Genomic DNA, 22,382 nt, shown 5'->3' on the forward strand with positions numbered 1-22,382 from the left:
TTCGGTTCTGGTCAGGCCACCGAGATCGCCGGACCGGCAAGGTCGGGACGAATGCGCCGAAGTACGTCCATGCGCAGAGCACCGAAGAGTTCCGAACTCTTGGTGCTCAACTGATCTCGCGCATCCGGCAGTGGCACTGGAACGGTAGCCGTCACCGATGCCGGGGCTCCGCCGAGAACGATCACCTTGTTGGACATGTAGACCGCTTCGTCGACGTCATGGGTCACGATGATGACCGTCATCCCGAACTCGCGTTGCACTTTCATCGTCAGGTCTTCGAGATCGGCACGGGTCTGAGCGTCGACGGACGCGAACGGCTCGTCCATCAGCAGGACCCGGGGCTCGAATGCGAGCGCCCTCGCGATGGCCGCGCGCTGCTGCATTCCGCCCGACATCTCCCACGGGTACAGGTCACCGCGGCCTTCGAGTCCGACCGATTCGAGGGCGGATTCGGCGCGTCGACGCCGCTCCGACTTTCCCGTGGTCCGACGCAACGGAAGTTCCACGTTCTCTCTGACACGCATCCACGGCAACAACGAGCGACCGTAGTCCTGGAAGACGACCGCCAGATCAGTCGGTGGGCCGTCGACCTTCGTGCCGTTGATCGACACCTCACCCGTTGCGGATGTCAGTCCGGCCACGGCGCGAAGCAACGTCGACTTGCCTGTGCCCGAATGGCCGACGATGCAGACCAATTCACGTTCGTCGACCGTGAACTCGACGTCTTCCAGCACGGGCCTGGTTGCACCGGCGTAGGTCTTGCACAGCTTCCGAACGGCCACCGCGGGCGCGGGTCGGTCGTTCACTGCGCTGTGTTCGTTCACCGCGCTGTGTTCGTTCACTGCGCTGCGGTCGTTTCGAGTCGTAGACGATGCCACCGAAGGGTCCTTCTCTCCAATAGAGCGAACAGTAGATTGAGTCCGTAACCCAGCAGTCCGAGCATGATGAGTCCTGCCCACATGTCCGTCATGGCGTAGGTGCGCTGAGATTGCAGTACGAAGTAGCCGATCCCCTCGGACGAGGCGAACAGCTCGCTGCCCACCATCGCCACCACTGCAACGGCAACGCTGGTTCGCATTCCCGCGATGATCTGAGGTGTGGCGGAACGCAGGAACACGCGCATGCTCGAATCCCACCGGCCGAGACGGTAACTCCTCGCGACATCGCGTACCAAAGGATCGACCGCGCGAACTCCGTCGACGGTGTTGAGCAACGTCGGCCACATGCAGGCGAAGGCGATGATGGCGACCTTCTGCACGACGTCCGTGCCGAGTAACACGATCGTCAGCGGAACCAGGGCGATAACCGGTGTGGCTCGGATGAATTCGAGTGTCGGGGACAGCGCACGATGCGTCTGCGGCATCGAACCCAGCGCCAGCCCGCACAGAATTCCGATTGTCACGCCGAGGAGGAACCCGATGCCGAAGTTTCGGAGGCTCGGCACCACGTGGACGGCGAACTGATCGGAGAACCACAGGTCTGCGAACCGCGTCATGATCTCGCGCAGCGGTGGAAAGTAGAACGAGGAACTACTGCTCGACACGAACCACCACAGTCCGACGAGAAGAACCGGAAGCCAGGCCTCGACGGCGATAGAACGAATACGGGTCACGACGGAATCCTCTGCGATGGGTGCCAGCGGCACAGCCGGCGCTCGGCCGCGGCGAACAGATACAGCACGGCGACACCCATGAGGGCGGTCACCAGAGTCAGGGCAAAGACATCGACCATCTGCGCGTTCATCTGAGCCTGCGCGAGCGTCTTTCCGATTCCCGGTACTGCGGCCAACAGCTCGATTCCTATCGCGAGGAGCATCGCCATCACTGCAGCGATACGAAAGCCGGTGGCCACGAACGGAGTAGCGGACGGCACGATGACGAAGCGGATGATCTGGAATCTGCTCAGGCGATACGACCGAGCCGCTTCGAGTGCTGCACCGTCGACGTCCCGGACCCCGTACATCGTCTGGAGCAGGATCGGCCACACGCAGGCTGCCACCACCACCGTCAGCTCGGTCTGACGGGTGGTTCCGTAGATGAGCGCGACGAGAGGGATGATCCCCAACGTCGGAATCGATCGAAGGAACTCGATGACGAATCGGCAACTGCGGTAGGCGAAGTCACTCGTCCCGAGCAGAATTCCCAACGGCACCGCGATGATGGTCGAGTACAGCAGGCCCAAGGCCCAGCCGGTCATGGTCGACGCGATATCGGTCCAGAACGTCGCCGTCGTCGCCATGTCCAGCACTCTCGCGGCCACCGGAACGGGCCCTGGAATCGTGTCCGCGGCGAACAGGCCGGACGACGACAGGGCGGCCCAGCCGAGTATGAGCAGCACCGGAGCGATGGCCGTCTGCGCCGCGGAGGGTATCGCCGGTCGTACTCGGAGCACTGGCGCGGTGCGCAGCGCCGCACTGGTCATCGGGTGAGCCCACTGATGTCGGCCGAAGAATCGAGCGCCCCGTTCTCCCGGAGAATCGTGGCGATGTCGTCCAGTCCCGCTGCATCGACGCGACTTTCGAGTGCCGGGTACCCCGTGTCCCCGACGGTGTCGGCCGGGGTGCCGAAATGTTCGACCATGGCGGCCCGCATGTCGTCGGGGTGCGAGTCGGCGTACTCCACGGACTCGTCGAGTGCGGTCTGGAATTTGTCGACCACCTCGGGGTTGGTCTCGACGTAGTCGCGGGTGCCGGTGACGACGACCCGGGGCGCGGGGCCGAAGACCTGCTCGATCGGGTCGCCCATCGGTGCCTCGAACTGTCCGGTCTTCAACAGCAGGCTGGCGTAGGGATCGCCGACCAGCGCCGCGTCGATCCGATCGGCGGTGAGTGACTCGCCCATGGCGGAGAACGGAACCTCGATGACCGACACGTCGCTGCCGTCGCCGCCCGCTTGGTCGACGACACCTCGGACCCCGTACTCGGATGCCGATGCCAGCAGGTTCACTCCGACCGTCTTGCCTTCGAGGTCGGCAGCGGTGCGAATCGGACTCCCCGCCTCGACCAGCAGGGTCGATCCGGTGCGTCCGTCCGGGCCTGCTTCGAAGGTGGAGACGCCGCCGACGACAGCCAGGGGTATCCCCTTTCCGGCCGCCATCACGGTGCCGGGACCGGTATTGGGATTCATGTCGACCTGACCGCTGAGGAGACCACCGACCAGGTCCGCCGGCGTGATGTCGACGAGTTCGATGTTCAATCCGTTGCGCTCGAAGATGCCCTGGTCCACGCCCAGCAACACCGCGGCGTAGTCGGACAACTGCACGTTGCCGAGACGGACGGTGGTCAGTCCGTTCTCCGACGCCGTAGGCGCGGCTTGTGTTCCACCGCATGCGGTCGCGGTCAGCGCCAGGAGGACCCCCGCGGTCGCGGCAATCGATCGCGTTCGGACATGTCGGCGCAGTGGAGTCATCATCGATCACCTTCGGTTGGCTCGGTCCCGCTGCCTGCTGCAGCGTCGAAAGGTGACGATAGTGACGGAGACCACACTGCGATACAGATGATCCATCCACATTTCGACGTGCACAGTGGGGATCCAATCCATCCCGTCCGAAGCCGGCTTCCCATACTGTCGGCACCATGACCATCGATCGAGTACCGGTATCCGGCGGGCACCTCGCCGTCGAAACACACACCGGCACCAGCGAGCCCATCCTCGTGGTGCACGGTGTTTCCAGCCAGCGCATGCTCTGGAGCTGGCTGCGCGCGGAGTCGCCGCACCTGACACTCGTCGCCCCGGACCTTCGCGGCAGAGGTGACAGCGTCGAGGTCACGGGACCGTCCTCGTTGGCTCAGCACGCAGACGACCTCGACGTCGTCCTGGACGCATTGGGGCTCGACGCGGTGCACGTCTGCGGAATGTCGATGGGCGGATTCGTGGCGGTCGAGTTCGCGGCCCGGTACCCGTCCAGGGTGAAGAGTCTCGTCCTCGTCGACGGGGGCGTGCCGGTGGCACCGCCCGCCGGCCTCACGCAGGAGAACGTTGCCGCGGTCTTCGCGGACAGAATCGCTCGAACTCAGCAGCACTGGAACGACATCGGCGACTACATCGAATTCCTGGTCTCGACGTCGTTGCCGCTACTCGACCCCGCCGATCCGTTCTTGCGGACGTACGCCGAACACGATCTGGTCGACGGATCGGTCCGGCTGTCGTCCGATGCGGTCGTCGCGGACGCCACGGACGTCTTCTTCGGTGCCTCGCGGTTCCGGGAACTGACGATGCCGATTCGATTCCTGCACGCGCAGTGGAGCGTTGGCGCCGATTCCGCGCCGATGTACTCGAGCCAGATCGTCGACGCGCTCGACCTGACGTCCATCACCGCGATGCCGGGACTCGATCACGCCGGAACGATCATGACCTCGGTGGGTGCCGCGGCCGTCGGAGCGACCGTCGATCAGGCTCTACGAGGCGAATGACTGCCCGATTCGAGCCGTCGACACGAAACAGCCCCCTCACGCTCTACTGGGTTCGATCCCGAGCCAGGATGCGTTCGAGGTAGTCGAGATCCTCGCGGAGCATCGAGATGGCCCGCTCGGGCCCCTCCGGTACGACGGGCTTGCCGCTGTCCTGAGCAACGGTGCGCAGTGCCATGTCGGCGAGTTGAGTGGCCACGCTCCGATCGGCGTCGGGGTCACCGCTCTGGTGCCACCACGCGACCCAGTTGAGCATGCCGATGATGCCGAGTGCCGCAGTGCGCGGATCGACCGGCCGGAATTCCCCTGCCTTGACACCACTTTCGACGACCGTCACGAACTCCTTGAGCACGTGCCGGCGACTCTGCTGGTAGGTGTGCGACATCTCCTCGGGGAGATCGGCTTCCGATCTGATGATGAGCTTGAAGCGATCGGCGCTCTGGGCCTGATTCAACGCGATCGCGGTCGCCATCTTCCGTAGCTTCTCCGTGGGCCCGAGGTCGGATCGCTCGTTGATCTCGTGCAGAACAGCGGCCGGCGTCTCGGTGCTCTCGCTGATGAGTCGCGAGAGCAACTCGTCCTTGTTCGCTACGTAGTGGTACAGCGCCGGCCGAGTGAGACCGGTGGCATCGGCGATGTCCTGCAGGGTGGTACTGGCAAATCCCTTCTCGGCGAACAACCGCGTGGCCTGGTCGAGAATCTGCTTCTCGACCAGCTCCCGACGCGGGTTGCGCGCCGATCCCCGTGGTGAGTCCTCGCGTGTCATGACCGAAGAATAACCGTCGCTCCCGTCAAGGACCGACAGACACCAGGTGGGTGCGCGCACCGACGAGACCTGCCACCGCGTCGGGCATGCACTCCTTCGGCACATCGACGACGACGAGTGCGCTGGTGCTACGCATCATTCGCTCCGCGACATCGAGACGAGTGAGGACGTGATCACGCTCCTCGGACCCGGTCAACCACACCGTTGAGCTCGCCTTGGCCTCGTCGACGACGGCCGTCGCCTTCTCGTTCCACGCTGACTCGACGTCCACGGAGACCACCGTCGTCGTCGGATCGTCGCGAAGATCGGACGGGGCGAATCGGTCGGGGAACGACCGCCCACCGTGGTCGATGGGCCGCGAGAGGATCCACCGAGATACGTCGACGGGAACCTCCGAGTCGGCCGGGACCTGTGCGTAGCCGGCAATTCCCTTCCACGCCACCTCGGGGGCGGAGTCGAGAAACCGCTCGAGACCGACCTTCCCGGCTCGCGTCATGTACGCAACCATGAGCTGGTCCACGGGTAGATCCATCCGCTGCGGGAAGGACTCCCACCACTGTTCACTGCGCACCGCGATCTGCTGGAGGTGGTCCACCGCAGGGCGACGCACCCGTTCGTACTCGGTGAGGGCTTCGTCGACCGTCGCAGCCGACGCCAGTGCGGCATCGAGGGCGATGGCGTCCTCCATGGCGAGCTTCGTTCCCGATCCGATCGAGTAGTGGGCTGTATGGGCGGCGTCCCCGAGAAGAACTGTGTTGTCCACCGCCCACTTTCGGCACTTGACGGTTCGGAACTGCATCCACCTGGTCCGGTTGCCGATGAGGCTGTGATCCTGGAGTGTCTCGGAGAATGCCTTCTCGAGGTAGCGCAACGACGCCTCGTCGCTGTCGGCCGGATCCGTGGCAGCTGTCGTGACGTCGAAGCCCGCCCGGTGCCACGTGTCGAGATCGGTCTCGATCAGAAACGTACTGCGATCTGCCGCATAGGGATACGCGTGAGCGACGAATGTGCCGTGCTCGGTGGTGACGGGCACGAAGATGGCACTCGGCAGTGCGAAATCCGTTCCGCACCAGAGGTAGAGGCCGGTTCCGGTAGTGATGTCCGCACCGAATCGGTCGTCGGCCGTGCGTGTCGCGCTGTTGATCCCGTCCGATGCGATCACGAGGTCGGCATCGAATTCGTGCGCTCGGTGACGTTCGCCGAACACGAGCCGAACCCCGGCGTCGCGTGCTTGCTGCTGCAGCACGGACAGCAGTCGGGCGCGGCCGATCGCGAGAAGATCGCCGTGGGCCAAGCGGGCCGTGCTGTCGCCGACCTGCATGGACATCTCGTGCGAATAGGATTCGGCCACAATCGCATCGAGGGATCTGGCGTCGGCCTGCCGAAGGTTGCGTTGCGTCCGTGACGCCAGCCCCACTCCGAAGCCGAACGTGGTATCCGGTGAACTCTGTTCGTAGACCGTGATCTCCGCGTCGGGATTGGACAGTTTCAACAGCCTTGCGGCGTAGAGCCCGCCCGGGCCTCCGCCGATGACTACGACGCGGTCGAGTTTCATCGTTGCCTCTCGAGCTTCGCGGCGATGTCGAGCCGCAGACGCTTCTTGTCGATCTTGTTGACGTTGGTTCGGGGAAGCTCGTCCACCCATTCGAGACGTTCGGGCCACTTGAACTTGGCCACGCCGAGCCCCGTGAGGTGTTCCTGTACGTCGGCCATCGTCAATGGCACCCCGTCGGTGACGAGATACGCGCACGTCTTCTCGCCGAGTCGAGGGTCGGGCATCGCGACCACGGCCGCGGAACGAACGGCTGGGTGATCGAGCAGCAGCAGCTCCACCTCCTCGGCGTTGATCTTCTCGCCGCCGCGGTTGATGAGGTCCTTGATCCGCCCCTCGATCGTGACGTACCGCTCGCCTGCGACGACGGAGATCGACGCCAGATCGCCGGTCCGGTAGAAACCGTCGGAGGTGAAGGCAGTTCGATTGTGCTCGGGGGCACCGAAATACCCGGTGATCGTGTACGGACCACGGCAGCACAGTTCCCCGACTTCCCCGTCGGGCAGCTCGATCTCCGTACCGGGATCGAGGATGCGCACCTCGTCCTCCGCGCAGACCGGGGTGCCGACGGTGGCGATCCGGGCGTCGCGGGGAGCGGCGACCGGGGTGACGGTGAGCAACCCCTCGGACATTCCGAACAACTGACCCGCCCAATGATCTCGACCGTCGTCGACGCGGTCCATCAGTGCCGGTGACACTTTGGCACCGGACAGGATCACGTGCCGCAGACGCTCACGCACGCGATCGAACTCGGGACTCGACACGGCCTGGTAGTGACCGTGGCCGATCAACACCTCGGTGGCTTCCGCGCGTTCCATGAGGTCGAACGCCGATCGGACGTCGGCGGTCGCGAGTACGAGACACGCGCCGACCGAGTGCGAGGCGTGCAGACCGCAGGCAATCCCTGCGTTGTGGACGATGGGAATCAGATGGGCGACGCGGCTGTCCGATGTCCACTCGAGCCGCTGCGCGTACATGAGTGCGTTGTTCCAGTACTCGGCATGGATCCGCGGAATGACCTTCGGTACTCCCGTTGTCCCGCCTGACAATTGGAAGGCAACGACGTCCTCGGGATCGGTCTCGGCCTCGATGGCTTCGACGACTGCTCGGGCCTCGGTGGGGTCGATGCCCTGCCCGAGGTCCTCGAGGCGCAGCTCGCCACCCTCTGCTGCTCCGACGGTCACAACATGGCGAACGGTCTGGCTGCCCGCGGCGTGCTCGTGGGCGAACGAGACCAGATCGAACGACGGCAGACCGGCCTCCACCACGTGCGCGACCGCACCCACCGCGGCACCGATGTGCGCGATCTCGTGCATCCGGTGCGCGGCCAGTGTGGCGACCGGAACGAGCCCGGCCTTGAGACAGCCGTACCACGCCAGCACCGTCTCCAGCCGGTTCGTCAGTTGGAACAGCACCGGATCGAGGCGCAGCAGACCCAGTCGAACCAATCCGGCGGCGATGGCGTCGGTACGACGGTCGAGTTCGGCGAAGGTCATCGACCCCTCTGCGCTGATGACGGCGGGCCGGTCGGGATACCGGACAGCGATGTCGCGGAACCGTCGGCTGGTCGGTAGCGAACTCCACGAACCGCTCTGCAGATAGTGCTGTGCTCGGTCCTGCGGGTATCGCACCAGCCTGCCGTCCCAGTCCGAGTGGGTCGCCTCGGTGGTCACCGTCATCGCTGAGCCACCGCGGGAAGCAATCGAGAGATCTCCAACGAATGATCGGGGTGGTCGGCCGGGACGATTCCCGAGTAGACGGCCGTCCAGCATCCGGGGCAGCACAGTTGGCGAAAGACGATGGGAGTGTCGACGTACTCGGCCGGATCCGAGGTCACCTGCGGTCCGGCCGCCGAGGACGGGCCCTCGTAGCGAGCCAGATCCAGTACACCGCTGTTCTTCTCGTCACCGAGCAGTCGCCCGCACTGTGCGCAGGCGATGACCCGAACGTCCCCGACGGTCACCTCGGACAGGTTGTCGTCGAGCCGCCTGGCCAGCGAAAGATCCATGATGGGGGCGTCGGAATGCTGGGTGGAACGCGTGCGCCGTTCGTCGATCATGTCCCGACGTCGTCGCGTAGTTGCTGCCTCGTCCACCTTTCCCCCGTCGATCACCACGCCGTAGACGATGTTCGCGCCCTCCGCGGTGACCTTGCCTTCGCGTAGGTCCACCACGACGGCCTCCGGATCGCGATGCAACGGATCTCCGTAACCGCCGCCGCCCTGCCAGTGCATGTACAGCACTTCACCCGGAGCGACGTAGCTTTCGGCGTAGCACGCGCCGAATTCCTTTCCGCCGCCCAGCTCTTCGAGGGCCCCGGGAATCTTTCCCGCTGCGAACTGCTCGATGACGTCGGTACTGCGTGCCAGGATTTCGAGTCCGGTGTTACCCGGGTATCCGCCGGCGAGACCGTTGTTCTGCGCCACGGCTTTACCCGCAGACGCAAGCACGAGGCCCATCGGGAGCGAGGTGCCGTACGGCGTGACAGCGAGCGATGCACTGACGCCACCTCGTTGACGACCGGGTCCACCGGAGTCCGGCTCTTCACGACGCCACAGCGTGAGCAGCGGGTAGAGGAACTCGGTCATTTCCGTATCGGGGATGCGCCCCATCGGAATACAGAAGAGTCCGCCGGTATCCATGCCGTCTGCGGTCGGGCGTGCGCCGTAACCGCCTGCCATCGGTTCCATCATGATGTTGAGGAACGGAACGGGTTGTTCTCCGCGTTCGTCGAGGCCTGCGATCACGGCGGTGTCCCAGGTGCCGCAACATGCAGCCTGCACGCTCTTGCCGAGGTCGACCGATCGGTCGAGCATCTGCGACAGACATTCGGCGATGAGGGTTCCGGTCAGCCACGCCGGTCCGATGGGACCACGGCTGACCGCCGCCGGGAAGCTCGCGTTGTTGATGGTGCCCTCTTCGGAGACCAGGTCGAAGCATCGCATCAATCCGCCTGCGGACCAGGGAATGTCACCCGCGAGGATCGGAAGCAAGGCGAGCATGACGCCGCCGCGCATTCCTGCGTAGGTGCAGTTGATGACGCCCGTCTGCTTGTCGGTGCCGGTGAAGTCGAACGTGAGATGGTCGGCGGTCTTGCTCATCGCGACGGTGATCTTGTGCACGTCGCGATCACCGGTGTGCGACTGGTCCTGGTAGCCGGTGGCCTTCCAGGTCCCGTCGGGCAGCGACGAGAGTTTGCTGCGCAGTCGGCCTTCGGCGTCGGTCATCATGCGCTTCATGACGGCCTTGACGGTGTCGGCCCCGTACTGCTCGATGACGGCGAGCATGCGATTGCGTCCGACGGTGTTCGCACCGATCTTCGCCCGCAGGTCGAGCCCGACCAGCATCGGAACTCGGGAGCGTCGCACCCAGAGATCGGCGATGTCGCGCTGGAGTTCGTAGTCGCGGACGACCTTGACCGGTGGAGTCGGAAGTGATTCGGAGAACACATCTTTCGCGGACGGGTCGAACGACCCGAGTCCGGAACCGCCGAGGTCGGGTTCGTGGCAGATCGCGCTGGTCCAGGCGAACAACTTGCCCTCGTGGAAGATGGGTTGGTAGACGATGACGTCGCTCTGGTGCAGTCCCCCGCCGACCCACGGGTCGTTGCACAGGAACATGTCACCCGGCGCGATTCCGGGGTTGGCGGCGCGATGTTGCAGCGTCCAGTAGATCGCCAGGTCCACGGCTCCGACGAGCATGGTGTTGTACAGGCCGACCTGAACCTCTTGTCCCAGTTCGTCACTGATTGCGAAGTCGAAATCGTTCGCGTCGGTGACGATGGGTGAGCCCGACATTCGTTTGAGCGCCTCGCCCATCTCGTCGGTGACCGACCAGAGTCGGTGCCGGATGACCTCGTAGGTCAACGGATCGAGGTCGTCGATCTGCTGCTGCGTGACGGTGTGCACCGGCAGGGTCGGCGGGAGGGTGCGCGCGAGAGCGTCGGGATCGACGGGGCGGGACGAGAAGATCTCGGACCCGGGAATTGCTGATGTCATGGTGCGGTTCTCCTGTGGTCTCAGCCGGCGACGATGTTGAGGTTGCCGAGGCGGTCGACAGTTCCGGTGGTGCCGTGCGGGACGACGACGGTCGTCGTAGGGACTTCGACGATGGCGGGGCCGGCCAGGACGTGCCCGGCAGCGAGCTTGCTGTAGTCGTAGATATCAGTGTCGACGTAGCCGATTCGACCGTCCAGGTTGACTTTTCGGGAGCCGATGCGGGCCGCCGATGCGTCGGCGGAGTCGGCCGACTTCAATTCGGGCAGAGTCGGCGAGAACGGCAGCACGCCCGTCGCGCGAACGCGATAGGTGATCGCCTGAATGCCGGCTTCGCGGAATCCACTGTCCTTGCCGTACAGATCTGCGTACCGCTGCTCGAAGAGGTCCGAGGCATGGGCGACACTCGCCGAGTCCAGCGAGCCTCCTGGAACGGTCGTGGCCACCTCGGCCAGCTGCATCGTGTACCGCATGTCGATTTCACGTTCGACCTCGACGGATGTGAAATTGAGACCCTGCCGACCGAGGGCGTCGCGCACCCGCTTCTCGAGGCTCTCGAAATTGGCCTCGGCGCGGGCCGGATCGAGGGGCATCGCGGCCGGGTCGGACAGCTCGGCCGCGAGCACGATGTTCGACGACGCAAGACCGTAGGCCGAGAACGCCGACGCCACCTGCCCGAGCGGAACGATGACCTCCTTGACGCCGACCTCGGCGGCATACGCGGCGCAGTGCGACGGTCCGGCTCCACCGAATGCGTAGAGGACGAAGTTGCGCGGATCGTGTCCGGCTTCGACGACGGTCTTGCGCAGGAGATCGCCGGTCTGCGCGTTCTGCACGGCGTAGATCGCAGCCGCCGCATCCTCGATCGACAGACCGAGCGGTTCCGCGATTCGGCGTCGAATGGCCTCGCGCGCAAGCTCTTTGTCGAGTGGTTTGCGACCGCCGAGCAACCCGCGTTCGGGGAGGATGCCGAGGACGAGGTTGGCATCGGCATTGGTGGGTTCGGTTCCGCCCTGCCCGTAACAGGCGGGACCGGGTACGGCTTGCGCGCTGTGCGGTCCGATCTGAAGATTGCCGCCTGCATCCACCCAGGCGATGGCGCCGCCGCCGGAGCCGATGGCGTGTACCTGGAGGGTGGGCACGTTGATCGGGTGGTGATTGATGATGGTGCTCGACGCGCGTACCGGTTCACCGTCGACGACCAAGCCGACCAGGAACGTGGTTCCGCCGACGTCGGTGGCGATGATGTTCTCGTGTCCCAGCTGCTTTCCGAGCGACACGGCACCGACCACGCCGCCGGTCAACACGGAACCGACTGTGCTGATGGCGTTCTTCGGGGCCTCGGCTGCGGCAACGGCACCGCCGTTGCTCTGCATCACCAGCAGTGGGCCGGCGAGGTCGAGGGCACGCAGCTCCTTCTCCAACGAACCGAGGTAGTCGCGCAGTCCCGGACCGATCTGAGTGCTCATGATCGTGGTCGCGTTGCGGGCGAACTCACGGATGCGCGGGCTCACCTCGGAGGACAGCGAGACGAACATGTCGGGCGCGATCTCGTGCACCAGTTCACGAATACGCTGCTCGTGCACCGGGTTACGGAACGACCAGAGCAGCGAGACCGCAATGCCGGAGACGCCGTCGTCGACGAGGCTTCGGATGGCGACGCGCGCGGACTCCTCGTCGAGGGCAACGACGACATTGCCGTCTCGATCGAGCCGTTCGGTGACCTCGAGTGCATGCCGCTTGGGAACCAGACCGTGGGACTTGCTCTGCCCCAACACGTTCTGCAGTTGCTCGGGCGAACCACCGAGGTAACGGCCCTCGACGTTCATGATGTAGATCGAATCCCGATGCCCCTTGGTGGTCAGGAACCCGACCGGCGGGACATTGCCCATCACCAGAGCATTGAGCGAGGACGTGGTGCCGTGCGCGATGTGGTGGGTGTTCGCGAGCATCTCCTGCACCGGGCATCCGAGCTGCTCGGCCAACGCTTCGAGAACGTCGATGACGCCCTGGGAATAGTCGGGTGGAGTCGAGGGCGCCTTGGCCGCGACCACGGTGCCGGAACTGTCGTCGAGTACTGCATCCGTGAACGTTCCGCCGACGTCCACTCCGATCACATAGGTCATGCCGGTGTGCTCCTTAGGTCCGAGTCGAAGACGTTCTGGCATGTGAGAGCGAGGCACCCTCGAACACTGCTTACGTCTGCGTCGAGTATTCGACGTGACCGACGACATGTCAAGCACGAATGTGAGTGCTGTCACCTCCCTCGATTCCGTCCGACTCGATACTGCCGTTCACTTCCGCTGGTGGACGCCACTTGACGAATCATCGCAAACGTCGAATACTCGTCACCAACGTCAAATACCGGAAGGCAGTGCATGAATATTCACCGTGTGGGCTTGGTCGTTCCGAGCTCCAACGTCACCGTGGAAACGGAGATGCCGGCCCTGTTGGCGCGACATCGACAGGCGCGGTTCTCGTTCCACTCCTCGCGGATGCGCATGCAGGCCGTGTCACCGGAGCAACTGCGAGCGATGAACGCCCAGCGAGAGCGGTGCATCCTCGAATTGGGTGATGCCGGGATCGACGCCGTTCTCTACGCCTGCCTCGTCGCCCTGATGGTCGCCGGGCCCGGGGAACACCAACGCGTCGAGGGGTTGGTGGCCGAGCAACTCGCCGCGGGCGGATCCGATGCAGCCGTCCGGTCGAGCGCGGGAGCCCTCGTGGAAGGTCTGCGCGCTCTGGACGCGAGCAACATCGTTCTCGTGACGCCGTACATGCGACCACTCGCGGAGAAGGTGGTCGAGTACATCGAGGCCGAAGGTATTCGCGTACTCGATTGGCGTGCCCTCGAAGTCTCCGACAACGCCGAAGTCGGCTGTATCCCTGGCGAACGAGTCATGGACGCGGCCAGATCGTTGGATCTCACCGGTGCCGACGCACTGGTGATCTCCGCGTGCGTACAGATGCCGTCCCTGCCTCTCGTCCAGGCTGCCGAGGACGAGTTCGGGATTCCCGTGCTCTCGGCCGCCACGGCAGGTGCCTACAGCCTGCTCCGTGCGCTCGACCTGTCCGTCGATCTACCGGATGCCGGCTCGTTGCTCCGCGCGGACGCCGTCGTCGCGTCGTAGATCGTCACTTCGTAGAGAGGAAATCTCCATGTCCGACTTGCCACACAAGGTTCGGGGCGTCGACCACGTCGCCTATCCCACGTTCGATCCGGCAGCAACGGTCGAGTTCTACCGCGACGTGCTCGGGTTCCCCGTCGTCCATTCCATCTGCGCAGCGGGGTGGGGACCGGAGAAGCATCCGGACTTCATCCACTTCTTCTTCGACATCGGCAACGATGATCGCCTCGCATTCTTCTACTATTTCGGTCTCGAGCCGTTCGACGGTGGACCACAGGGTGACGCGTATTCACGCTTCGCCGAGGACGTACCGATCTTCTTCATCCGCTCGCGTCACCTGGCGATTCACGTCGACAGCGAAGAAGACCTGATGGAGTATCGACGACGGCTCGACGGCAGCGACTGGCCCGTGGAGATGCAGATTCAGCACGAGACGATCGAGTCCATCTACACCCACGATCCCAACGGCTACATGATCGAGCTCACCCGCGCGATGCGTCCGGTCACGCCACAGGAAGATCTCGACGCGAATCTGACGATCGACGCCCTGATCGACGTCGTTCGCGGACCCGACCCGAGTATGGCGAACCTGTTGACCCGCAAGGCCGAGTTGATCGTCGAGCGTGCGGCCGACTGGTCGGCCGAGAACGAGGTGGGGGTGTCGTGACCACGCTGTACGTCCTCGACATTCCGGAGAACACGACGATCGCGTCGGTTGCGGACATCGATCCGGCCGTGCGCGTGGACCATGTCGGCCCGTACTTCCGCATAGTCTCGGACGGGGACATCGTGATCGATCGTCGGGCGACCGGATGCAGGCACGCAGTCTGGTACAGCAGTGTCTCGGGCCTGTCCGACTCTCGAATCACACAGTGGGACAAAGACGCTCTGCGCGTCGAGGGATCATGACTGCGGCCCGTCTCGGGGCCGGTCGCTACATCGACGCCGCCGAGGCACCGAGCAACACCGTCACCTCGACGCACGAGCTGACCACCGCAGATGGCGCCAAGGTCAGCGGAGTGCTGAGAACGGTTCCCGGTGCCGACGTCGTCGTGGCGTTGATGCACCCGAGACAGGATCTGACGCACCACGTACTGGTGCCCGAACTCCTCGCCCGCGGATACGCGGTGTGGACCCAGGGCACGCGTTCGGTGAACAACGACATCTCCCTGGTACACGAGCAGGCATTGCTCGACGCAGCCGCCGGGCAGGTATTCCTGCGTTCACGGTCGTTCGATCACGTTGTGACGCTGGGACACTCCGGCGGCGGCACCCTGTTCTCGTTCTACCACGAGCAGGCCGGTCTCGCGCCGGAGCATCGACTGACGGCCACCCCGTCCGGCCGGCCGATCGATCTCGCATCGGCGGAGATGCCGGTGCCGGACGGAGCGATCTTCATGGCCCCGCACCCCGGACAGGGTGCGCTGCTGCTGCGACTGATCGATCCGTCCGTCGTCGACGAATCCGACCCCATGTCCATCGACCCGTCGCTCGATCCCTTCGATGCAGCCAACGGATTCGTCGACGCACCGGAAAGTTCGTCGTATCCGGAGGACTTCGTTCATCGGTATCGCGCCGCGCAGCACGAGCGCGTCGCTCGGCTGGACGCGCTCGCGCGGGCACGGGTCGCCGAAGCATCCGAGGCCCGGCGGCGATTCAAGACAAGCGGTGATCCTGCCGACCGTCGAGATGCGTTGGCACCGCGCATATTGACCGTTTATCGTACCGACGCGGACCTGAGATTCACCGACCTCTCGCTCAGTCCGAACGCTCGACCGTACGGTTCGTTGTTCGGCCGACGGCCGGATCTGACGAACTACGGGCTCGTGGGTTTCGCGCGCCTGTCCACGCCCGATGCCTGGTTGTCGACGTGGTCCGGTCTGAGCTCCAACGCCGACTTCGTTCGGTGCGCACCGTCGGTGACGGTCCCGTCGCTGTTCGTCGAACTGACCGGCGATCAGGCGTGTTTCCCGGAGGACGCGTCGAGGATGGTCGAGGCTCTCGGCTCGATCGACAAGACCCGCGTGGCGATCGAGGGCACCCACTTCGGCGGACCCATTCGTACGGGCGCACGCACCGGCGCTTCTCTGGCCGCCGCCGATATCGGTGCCTGGTTGTCCGACCACTTCATCTGACCCTCTTGCGAGCGGAAACACATGTCACGTAACACTTTTTCTCCCGTGGTCGCACTTTGTCTGGCGGCGCTGACGCTGGAAGGGTACGACCTTCTGATGTACGGAACGGTGGTTCCGTCGCTCCTGGCGTACGAGCCGTGGGATTTGGATCCGGCGACCGTCGGGGTACTCGGATCCGTGGTGGGAGTCGGCATGCTCGCCGGGGCACTCGCCGCGGGCAGCATCGCGGATCGCTGGGGTAGGCGACGCGCCTTGATCGCCGCGGTCGCGTTGTTCTCGGCCGCAATGGGATGCTGTGCGATTGCACCCTCACCCGAGATCTTCGGAGCAGCGCGATTCGTCGTCGGCGTCGGAGCAGGAGTGCTGATGCCGACCGCTGCATCGATGCTGATCGAATTCTCCCGACTGGACACGAGAGCACGAACGGTCGCACTGGGATTCGTGGGCACCAGCGTCGGCGGTATCGCGGCGGGGATCCTGTCGCTCTGGCTCGTCCCGGCGTTCGGCTTCCGAGCGATGTTCGCAGCAGGGATGATCCCAGCGTTGTTGATTCTGCCGGCAATGCTCAGACATCTTCCCGAATCACCCGCGTTCCTCAACTCGCGGGGCAGGACGGATGCAGCACAGAGGATCTCGACCCATTACGGACTCGAGGAAGCATCGGAGAGTGCCGGTGGCGACCCGACATCGACGGATCGCGGAATCGGCGCGCTGTTCACCGCGAACCGTGCGCGAGTGACGTTGTCCTTCTGGGTGATGACCCTGCTGTGCCTTCTCGTGTTGTTCGGTGTCGCGACCTGGCTGCCCGCTGTCATGAGGTCGGCCGGATACCCACTCGGCGCCGCGCTGTCCTTCTTGCTGGTGCTCAATGTGGGCGGTGCAGTAGGTGCTCTCGGCGGTGCTCACCTGGCCGATCGCTACGGAATCAAACCGGTGACCACCCTTGGATTCCTTTGTGCAGCAGTATCGTTGGCCCTGATCGCGACCACTCCCCCGATCGGCATCGTGTACGTTCTGGTGCTGATCGCAGGAATGGGTACGACGGGGACGCAGATCCTGCTGAACACCTTCATCGGTGGCTACTACCCCGTGGCCTGCCGGACAACAGGATTGGGCGTCGCACTCGCGGTGGGGCGACTCGGCGCGATCGTCGGCCCCACCTACGGCGGACTGTTCGTCGCCGCCGGTGCAGGTACCAGCACTCAGCTGTTGGCATTCGCCCTGCCCGCAATCATCGGAGCCGCGGTTACGATTCTGATTCCGGCGGGCCGCCGTGACACTTCTGCCGCGGACGTCTCCTCCACCAGGTCGTCCGATCGGTCGCGTCCACGATCGTGAACTCCGCGCAGCAAATCCAACCGATTGCATCCGAGGACAACTCGGTCTGCCACAGCATTCTGTTCTCCATCACCCGGATCTTCGAGCGCCTCGGTGCCGGCCGTGACTCGTGCCCAATTCGAGCCCTCTGCAGTGTGAACAGGGTCCGAAGGCCCTGTTTCCGGTCCATCCGACCACCGAGAATCGATGCATGACCAGCTCTGTCGACAATCGAAGGAATCTGACGGTCGTCGGTATCGACGGCTCTGTATCGTCGCGAAATGCTCTGGGATGGGCCGCAGCCGACGCGGTCGGTCGAAACACCACACTGCTCCTCGTCTATGCAGGCGTGGATCGAGACATCGCACGAGCCGGAGCAGCGAATGCACACAGCGGTACCGCGTCGGGTGCTCGCGCTCGCGCACGGTCCGCGTTGGCCGCCGCGCGAGTTGTCGCAATGTCCGTTCTGGGTGACGACGCAGACGTCGAGACAGTACTCGAACCCGGACCACCGGACGAGGTCCTGAACGAGTACGCCGACACTGCCCGGATGCTCGTCCTCGGGTCGCGTCGGAAGGGAAGCGTCGCACGCGCAGTACACGGTTCGGTCAGTACCGATGTCGTCACTCACGCCCGGTGCCCCGTTGTTGTCGTTCCGCACGGATTCACCCGAGCAACGACCGTGCCCGACGCTGCCGCAGCTGTGGTGGTGGGTGTGAACGGTTCCCCGAAGGACGACGCAGTCCTCGCCGTCGCTTTCGACCAGGCTGCACGACTCGGGGTCCCGCTGCACGCGGTGCACGCGTACGAGGCCACCGAACCACGCGCCGGGTTCGTCCGACACATCGATCTCGGTCCACGCATTCGGCGGAGTTCTGCCCCGAAGCGTTGGATCGATCGCCTCGTTGCCTCGTGGTCCGAGAAGTACCCCGACGTCGTGGTCACGACTCATGCGGCACACGACCGCCCGTCACACGCGTTGCTCGAGAACGCGTTCGATACACAGCTCGTCGTGGTGGGTGCATGCAGCCGCGGTGCGACCTCGCCGCTGTTCGTCGGATCGACCAGCCGTACGGTGCTTCGTCGCGCCGAAGTCCCGGTCGTCTTCGTGCCTGCGAGCGCCGGACAACCTGGATAGCGGCATCCGGGCTCACCTGGGCGCATCCTTCGCTCGTGAAACCGGTGCAGCCGAGAAGGCGGCGAACTCAAGGCCCATCGCAACTGCTCGCTCAGTCGAAGTCCCGAGGTGGGCGCGATCCGTTCCCTTTCGTCTTTCGCATTGTCGGTCAGTGACTTTGGGCTCTACCCGGCAGTTCGTCACGGTGTTGTAGTTGTCAGTGGGTCGGCCCGACGGGTCGATCGAGTACACATTCACGAACACGAGGAGGATGTACGATGACCGTTCTCGCCAACCGCACGCCACTGATTCCGTCGTGGCCGGCGCTACCGGACTGGTCGGACCTGATGGCACGATTCGAGGCCATGCCGCCGTGGAGTGCGCTGGAAGGTCACATGATTCGGGTCGAAGAAACCCTGGAGGACGATCGATACGTGCTCCGGGCGGAGCTGCCCGGTATCGATCCGGAACGGGACGTGGACATCAGCGTGCACGACGGCAAGCTCTTCATCAAAGCCGAACGTGCAGAGCAGAAGACGGAGGGCACGCGATCGGAGTTCCGCTACGGCAGCTTCCACCGCACGATCGATCTGCCTGCCGGAGCGAAGGACGACGCAATCGAAGCCACCTACGACAACGGGATTCTGACGGTCGATGTGACACTTGCCGGATCCGAGCCGGACACGCCTGTCCGCCACATCGAGGTCAGGAGCAACGGGGTCCAACCCAACGGGGTCGGAACCAACTGAGGGTGCCGCCGTCCGTCGGCCCGAACCGTGTAGTCGGGTGAACCGAGGCCTACAGGCGAGCACCGCGGCCCCTGAACATCGACACTCACCTACTCACTCGAAAGGACTCGAACAATGTCCACAACGACCAGTGCGTCCATGCACGCACATCCCGACATCGCTGCACTGCGCGATCGCTACGACGCGGTGTTCAACAGGCCCGTGGGACAAGTGACAGATGGGCTGCTACTGCTGGCCGGTCTGTACGCGGCGAGCTCGGCCTGGATTCTCGGTGTCGCGCCGCTGTCGAGTACAGCCGCCGACGGCCGTGCCGCGTTCGCCATGACCAACCTGATCACCGGTTCTGCGATCGCAGTCCTCGCGCTTGCACTCGGAGCCGCGTACGGACGAATCCACGGGGTGTCCTTCGTGGTGCCGCTCCTGGGGATCTGGCTGATCGTGTCCCCGTGGATCATCGCTGATCTCGAGCGCACGAACGGCATGATCTGGTCCAACGTACTGGTCGGAATCGTCGTGCTCGGGCTCGGCGCAGTTGCAACGGCCATGGGCACAGGACGCTTCACGGGTATGCATCGCAGCGGACGGTAGCCGTCCGCGCGGAACACGAGAACGCCGAGCCTGTCGGGTTCGGCGCTGTCGTGTATCGACCGTGTACCGACGCCACCGGAGGGCACCGGGCCTACCGATAGCAGCGAACGACGCTACCCCGTCCCGCGCGCGGAGGCACCGAATCGACATTCGTACCCATCGCGATCATCGGCTTCCTGCGCGGGTGGTGTCGGCCGACGGGACCGCGCGGGACCGATGACGCTCTCCCACCACGGCTCGAGCGGACTAGGGTCGCGCCAGACGACGTCCGGTACGGGATCGGCTCGCACAGAATCGAACGATCCAGAGTTGTGCATCGGGCACCTCCGTCGAAAGATCGGGCGGCGAAGACTGGTGTATCCACAGGATGGTCCGGGCCGGCAGGAGGAAAAAGAGCACAAAGTCCCCATTCGCGGAGGTCCGGGCATGGAGCGTCCCACCCGCTGCGGTGTCAGACCGGCCCGAGTCGCCCGCTCACTGTTGCCATCCCGAACCGACATCGGTCAGAACCAGCACACACTGTGCGGCCGCCAACAGTCCGAAAGCGACGATCAACAGCAGCGGCGCGCCCACGAACAGGCAGGTCACGAACAGTCCGGAGACCACGACCAACTTGACGAGCGAAGGCGGCGGTTCCATGGCATTCCCCAACGGTCGATTCTGCGTCTCACTGTGACAAGCCACGATGGCATCCACACTGCGGTTTGTAGAGAGCACAAAGACCATTCATGGGCTCGACTTGCCCGTGGCACAACGCATAGACAAACCACGCCCCGAGAGTCAGCGGTGAGGCTGCTGCTCGGGCTCAACGCGACGCGGCGACAGTCCCGGATCGGAGCCGTCGGGCCAGATACGGTCCCGTGATGCTGTCCGGGGACACCGGTCCGTCGCGACCATGACGGCGAGACGGTGCGAGGAGTTCTCGGCAGTGACCTTTCGTTCAGTCGTCACCTGGAAAGCGCAATGTTGCTCTGCCGCATCTCGTCTGAGTCTGCGGCACGAAGCACCTGTATCTCTGCCCGCCTGATCGTGACGCGCATCGACGCCGCACAGCAGATGCCTGGTCGGTGCTGAACAGAAGTCGCGCCACTCACCTGACGAATCGCGAGCACGCCAACCGACGAATCTCGATAAACACCGGTTGGTCACCGGAGGAATCGTTGCCGGGGTTGCGAAGAGCTCTCGGACGAGAGTATCCAGTGGACGCGTGCATTCGCCGGCCCGATCGGTTGGGCAGATCTTGGAACGGACGGCACGATCACGTCGAAGGCCGGGGGTGTCGGCCGCGTCCGGTTCGGCGAGCAGTGGAACCAGGTCGACGAACCCGAAGTACGACCCCCGGCCCAGAACGCCAACCCGCCACCGCCCTTCACCTGGTGATTGACATCACAGGTGGCGACCGCTATCTTTCAAACTGACATCAGTTCAGTTTGGCGGAAGTTGCTGTTGGTTCGAGCTCGCACGTCGGGCCTGCGATCGGATGTCGACTAACTCCACGTCTTACGACGACTCGCCGAGTCCGCGGGAAGTCATCGACGTGCCCGAAAGGAACGCAGCATGAACAAGTTCAGGACGACGGTGGTTGCCGTGGCAGCGACGGCTGTGTTGGTGGGCCTCACGGCATGCGGGGGGTCGTCTTCCTCCGGGTCCGCTCCGGTCGAGGGCGACTGGGACGCAGTGGTCGCGGCCGCCGAGGAGGAGGGCAGCGTGATGCTCTACTCGAGCCAGAAACCGGCCAACCTCGATGCGCTGACGGCGGCCTTCGAGGCAAAGTATCCGAAAATCTCGATGGAGTACGTGCGCGGCACCGACTCCGAAATCAACCCTCGGGTCGAGACCGAGAACCGGACGGGAACCGGCATCGCCGATGTCCACATGACCACCGACGCGTCGTGGATTCGGAACGCCGCCGAGTCCGGGAAATTCTCGACCGAACTCGTGGGCCCCGATCTCGATGCGGCAGCGTTCGATCCGGCCAAGAGCGTGATGAACGATCGATTCTTCTTGACCAGTGCTGCGGTCTTCGGGCTGGGCTGGAACACTGCGGCCGTCCCGGACGGCGTCAGCGCACCCGAAGACCTGATCGACCCGAAGTTCCAGGGCAAGATCGGCATCGTGAACCCCACCGGATTCGCGTCGTACGTGGATCTGTACAAGTACTACGCCAAGAACTTCGGGGAGGACTACTGGAACCGGATCGCCGAACTCTCGCCGCGGGTGTACCCCAGCGCACTCGCAGTGGCGCAAGCTCTCACCTCCGGTGAGGTGACGGTCAGTCCCATGGTGCAGCCGCTCGTCACCGAGGTTGCCGCCGGGGCACCGGTCGATTGGGCTCTGCCCGACAAGCCGTGGGGAACACCGTGGTACTCGGAGGTTCTCAGCGCCTCGCAACACCCCAACGCAGCACAGGTGCTCGCGAACTTCATGGTGACGGCCGAGGGACAGCAGGCGTTGAACGGCGGATATGCAGCGGTCCTTCCCGACATCGAGGGAGCGGTCGCGCGAGCTCAGGACATCGCATCTCCCGACATCGACGAACTGACTCCCGAGAAGGTCGACCAGTACTCCCAGGAATGGCAGACCCTGTTCCAGGGCTGACCTTCCACGAACGGTACGAGAACGCAGACC

20 protein-coding genes are annotated in these 22,382 nt (G+C 64.5%); 10 read left to right on the forward strand and 10 right to left on the reverse strand.

Annotated features, from left to right (window positions below; translation table 11 throughout):
- Nucleotides 1-11: 11 nt before the first annotated feature.
- The 4 genes from NY08_RS10105 to NY08_RS10120 are packed head-to-tail and all read right to left on the reverse strand — an operon-like array spanning nucleotide 12 to nucleotide 3,410.
- Nucleotides 12-842 (reverse strand): ABC transporter ATP-binding protein, encoded by an 831-nt coding sequence (locus NY08_RS10105; RefSeq protein WP_235387155.1) that lies wholly within the window; start codon nucleotides 840-842, stop codon nucleotides 12-14.
- Nucleotides 839-1,612, reverse strand: coding sequence for an ABC transporter permease (locus tag NY08_RS10110; RefSeq protein WP_143537921.1), 774 nt, complete (start codon nucleotides 1,610-1,612; stop codon nucleotides 839-841). Before NY08_RS10110 ends, NY08_RS10105 begins: the two co-directional genes overlap by 4 nt.
- Nucleotides 1,609-2,421, reverse strand: a complete 813-nt coding sequence (locus NY08_RS10115) for an ABC transporter permease (RefSeq protein ID WP_052683747.1) — start codon at nucleotides 2,419-2,421, stop codon at nucleotides 1,609-1,611. The genes NY08_RS10110 and NY08_RS10115 overlap by 4 nt, the downstream gene beginning before the upstream one ends.
- Nucleotides 2,418-3,410, reverse strand: coding sequence for an ABC transporter substrate-binding protein (locus NY08_RS10120; RefSeq protein ID WP_082073752.1), 993 nt, complete (start codon nucleotides 3,408-3,410; stop codon nucleotides 2,418-2,420). The genes NY08_RS10115 and NY08_RS10120 overlap by 4 nt, the downstream gene beginning before the upstream one ends.
- 164 nt (nucleotides 3,411-3,574) lie before the next feature.
- On the opposite strand from NY08_RS10120, the gene NY08_RS10125 reads away from it, so the two are divergent.
- Nucleotides 3,575-4,411 (forward strand): alpha/beta fold hydrolase, encoded by an 837-nt coding sequence (locus NY08_RS10125; RefSeq protein WP_045196170.1) that lies wholly within the window; start codon nucleotides 3,575-3,577, stop codon nucleotides 4,409-4,411.
- Between the two features lie 43 nt (nucleotides 4,412-4,454).
- On the opposite strand, the gene NY08_RS10130 is transcribed toward NY08_RS10125, so the two are convergent.
- The 5 genes from NY08_RS10130 to NY08_RS10150 are packed head-to-tail and all read right to left on the reverse strand — an operon-like array spanning nucleotide 4,455 to nucleotide 12,846.
- A complete protein-coding gene (locus NY08_RS10130) occupies nucleotides 4,455-5,174 on the reverse strand; it encodes a TetR/AcrR family transcriptional regulator (RefSeq protein ID WP_045196172.1) in 720 nt (239 codons plus the stop codon).
- A gap of 25 nt (nucleotides 5,175-5,199) precedes the next feature.
- Nucleotides 5,200-6,729 (reverse strand): FAD-dependent monooxygenase, encoded by a 1,530-nt coding sequence (locus NY08_RS10135; protein WP_045196174.1) that lies wholly within the window; start codon nucleotides 6,727-6,729, stop codon nucleotides 5,200-5,202.
- A complete protein-coding gene (locus NY08_RS10140) occupies nucleotides 6,726-8,405 on the reverse strand; it encodes a (2,3-dihydroxybenzoyl)adenylate synthase (protein WP_045196176.1) in 1,680 nt (559 codons plus the stop codon). The genes NY08_RS10135 and NY08_RS10140 overlap by 4 nt, the downstream gene beginning before the upstream one ends.
- Nucleotides 8,402-10,723 (reverse strand): hydantoinase B/oxoprolinase family protein, encoded by a 2,322-nt coding sequence (locus NY08_RS10145; RefSeq protein ID WP_032394842.1) that lies wholly within the window; start codon nucleotides 10,721-10,723, stop codon nucleotides 8,402-8,404. The genes NY08_RS10140 and NY08_RS10145 overlap by 4 nt, the downstream gene beginning before the upstream one ends.
- 20 nt (nucleotides 10,724-10,743) lie before the next feature.
- Nucleotides 10,744-12,846 (reverse strand): hydantoinase/oxoprolinase family protein, encoded by a 2,103-nt coding sequence (locus NY08_RS10150; RefSeq protein ID WP_045196179.1) that lies wholly within the window; start codon nucleotides 12,844-12,846, stop codon nucleotides 10,744-10,746.
- A gap of 252 nt (nucleotides 12,847-13,098) precedes the next feature.
- On the opposite strand from NY08_RS10150, the gene NY08_RS10155 reads away from it, so the two are divergent.
- From NY08_RS10155 to NY08_RS10190, 8 genes are all read left to right on the forward strand, one after another.
- On the forward strand, nucleotides 13,099-13,851 hold the full coding sequence (locus NY08_RS10155; protein ID WP_045196181.1) for a maleate cis-trans isomerase family protein: 753 nt from the start codon (nucleotides 13,099-13,101) through the stop codon (nucleotides 13,849-13,851).
- A 28-nt stretch (nucleotides 13,852-13,879) separates the two neighbouring features.
- Nucleotides 13,880-14,515, forward strand: a complete 636-nt coding sequence (locus NY08_RS10160) for a VOC family protein (RefSeq protein ID WP_045196184.1) — start codon at nucleotides 13,880-13,882, stop codon at nucleotides 14,513-14,515.
- Complete coding sequence (locus NY08_RS10165) at nucleotides 14,512-14,757, forward strand: hypothetical protein (protein WP_032394846.1); 246 nt, start codon at nucleotides 14,512-14,514, stop codon at nucleotides 14,755-14,757. The genes NY08_RS10160 and NY08_RS10165 overlap by 4 nt, the downstream gene beginning before the upstream one ends.
- A complete protein-coding gene (locus NY08_RS10170) occupies nucleotides 14,754-15,983 on the forward strand; it encodes a hypothetical protein (protein WP_045196185.1) in 1,230 nt (409 codons plus the stop codon). Before NY08_RS10165 ends, NY08_RS10170 begins: the two co-directional genes overlap by 4 nt.
- A 45-nt stretch (nucleotides 15,984-16,028) precedes the next feature.
- The gene (locus NY08_RS10175; protein ID WP_230596701.1) at nucleotides 16,029-17,321 is read left to right on the forward strand and encodes an MFS transporter; all 1,293 of its coding nucleotides are present in this window, start codon (nucleotides 16,029-16,031) and stop codon (nucleotides 17,319-17,321) included.
- Between the two features lie 190 nt (nucleotides 17,322-17,511).
- A complete protein-coding gene (locus NY08_RS10180) occupies nucleotides 17,512-18,438 on the forward strand; it encodes a universal stress protein (RefSeq protein ID WP_144407339.1) in 927 nt (308 codons plus the stop codon).
- A gap of 257 nt (nucleotides 18,439-18,695) precedes the next feature.
- The gene (locus tag NY08_RS10185) at nucleotides 18,696-19,166 is read left to right on the forward strand and encodes an Hsp20/alpha crystallin family protein (RefSeq protein ID WP_045196189.1); all 471 of its coding nucleotides are present in this window, start codon (nucleotides 18,696-18,698) and stop codon (nucleotides 19,164-19,166) included.
- Between the two features lie 114 nt (nucleotides 19,167-19,280).
- The gene (locus NY08_RS10190) at nucleotides 19,281-19,754 is read left to right on the forward strand and encodes an SPW repeat protein (protein WP_032394849.1); all 474 of its coding nucleotides are present in this window, start codon (nucleotides 19,281-19,283) and stop codon (nucleotides 19,752-19,754) included.
- A gap of 474 nt (nucleotides 19,755-20,228) precedes the next feature.
- On the opposite strand, the gene NY08_RS26040 is transcribed toward NY08_RS10190, so the two are convergent.
- Entirely contained in the window at nucleotides 20,229-20,393 is a 165-nt protein-coding gene (locus NY08_RS26040) for a hypothetical protein (protein WP_155290795.1), read from the reverse strand.
- Between the two features lie 918 nt (nucleotides 20,394-21,311).
- Here NY08_RS26040 and NY08_RS10195 point away from each other — a divergent pair.
- Complete coding sequence (locus tag NY08_RS10195) at nucleotides 21,312-22,352, forward strand: ABC transporter substrate-binding protein (protein ID WP_045196191.1); 1,041 nt, start codon at nucleotides 21,312-21,314, stop codon at nucleotides 22,350-22,352.
- The last annotated feature ends 30 nt before the right edge of the window (nucleotides 22,353-22,382 follow it).

The sequence above is a fragment of the Rhodococcus sp. B7740 genome (assembly GCF_000954115.1).
GTDB lineage: Bacteria > Actinomycetota > Actinomycetes > Mycobacteriales > Mycobacteriaceae > Rhodococcoides.

Bases quoted from the DNA above. Each gene is read 5' to 3' on its own strand.
- NY08_RS10115 (WP_052683747.1), bottom strand. From the start codon at position 2,421: ATGACCAGTGCGGCGCTGCGCACCGCGCCAGTGCTCCGAGTACGACCG.
- NY08_RS10120 (WP_082073752.1), bottom strand. From the start codon at position 3,410: ATGATGACTCCACTGCGCCGACATGTCCGAACGCGATCGATTGCCGCG.
- NY08_RS10125 (WP_045196170.1), top strand. From the start codon at position 3,575: ATGACCATCGATCGAGTACCGGTATCCGGCGGGCACCTCGCCGTCGAA.
- NY08_RS10130 (WP_045196172.1), bottom strand. From the start codon at position 5,174: ATGACACGCGAGGACTCACCACGGGGATCGGCGCGCAACCCGCGTCGG.
- NY08_RS10135 (WP_045196174.1), bottom strand. From the start codon at position 6,729: ATGAAACTCGACCGCGTCGTAGTCATCGGCGGAGGCCCGGGCGGGCTC.
- NY08_RS10140 (WP_045196176.1), bottom strand. From the start codon at position 8,405: ATGACGGTGACCACCGAGGCGACCCACTCGGACTGGGACGGCAGGCTG.
- NY08_RS10145 (WP_032394842.1), bottom strand. From the start codon at position 10,723: ATGACATCAGCAATTCCCGGGTCCGAGATCTTCTCGTCCCGCCCCGTC.
- NY08_RS10150 (WP_045196179.1), bottom strand. From the start codon at position 12,846: ATGACCTATGTGATCGGAGTGGACGTCGGCGGAACGTTCACGGATGCA.
- NY08_RS10155 (WP_045196181.1), top strand. From the start codon at position 13,099: ATGAATATTCACCGTGTGGGCTTGGTCGTTCCGAGCTCCAACGTCACC.
- NY08_RS10160 (WP_045196184.1), top strand. From the start codon at position 13,880: ATGTCCGACTTGCCACACAAGGTTCGGGGCGTCGACCACGTCGCCTAT.
- NY08_RS10170 (WP_045196185.1), top strand. From the start codon at position 14,754: ATGACTGCGGCCCGTCTCGGGGCCGGTCGCTACATCGACGCCGCCGAG.
- NY08_RS10180 (WP_144407339.1), top strand. From the start codon at position 17,512: ATGACCAGCTCTGTCGACAATCGAAGGAATCTGACGGTCGTCGGTATC.
- NY08_RS10185 (WP_045196189.1), top strand. From the start codon at position 18,696: ATGACCGTTCTCGCCAACCGCACGCCACTGATTCCGTCGTGGCCGGCG.
- NY08_RS10190 (WP_032394849.1), top strand. From the start codon at position 19,281: ATGTCCACAACGACCAGTGCGTCCATGCACGCACATCCCGACATCGCT.
- NY08_RS26040 (WP_155290795.1), bottom strand. From the start codon at position 20,393: ATGGAACCGCCGCCTTCGCTCGTCAAGTTGGTCGTGGTCTCCGGACTG.
- NY08_RS10195 (WP_045196191.1), top strand. From the start codon at position 21,312: ATGAACAAGTTCAGGACGACGGTGGTTGCCGTGGCAGCGACGGCTGTG.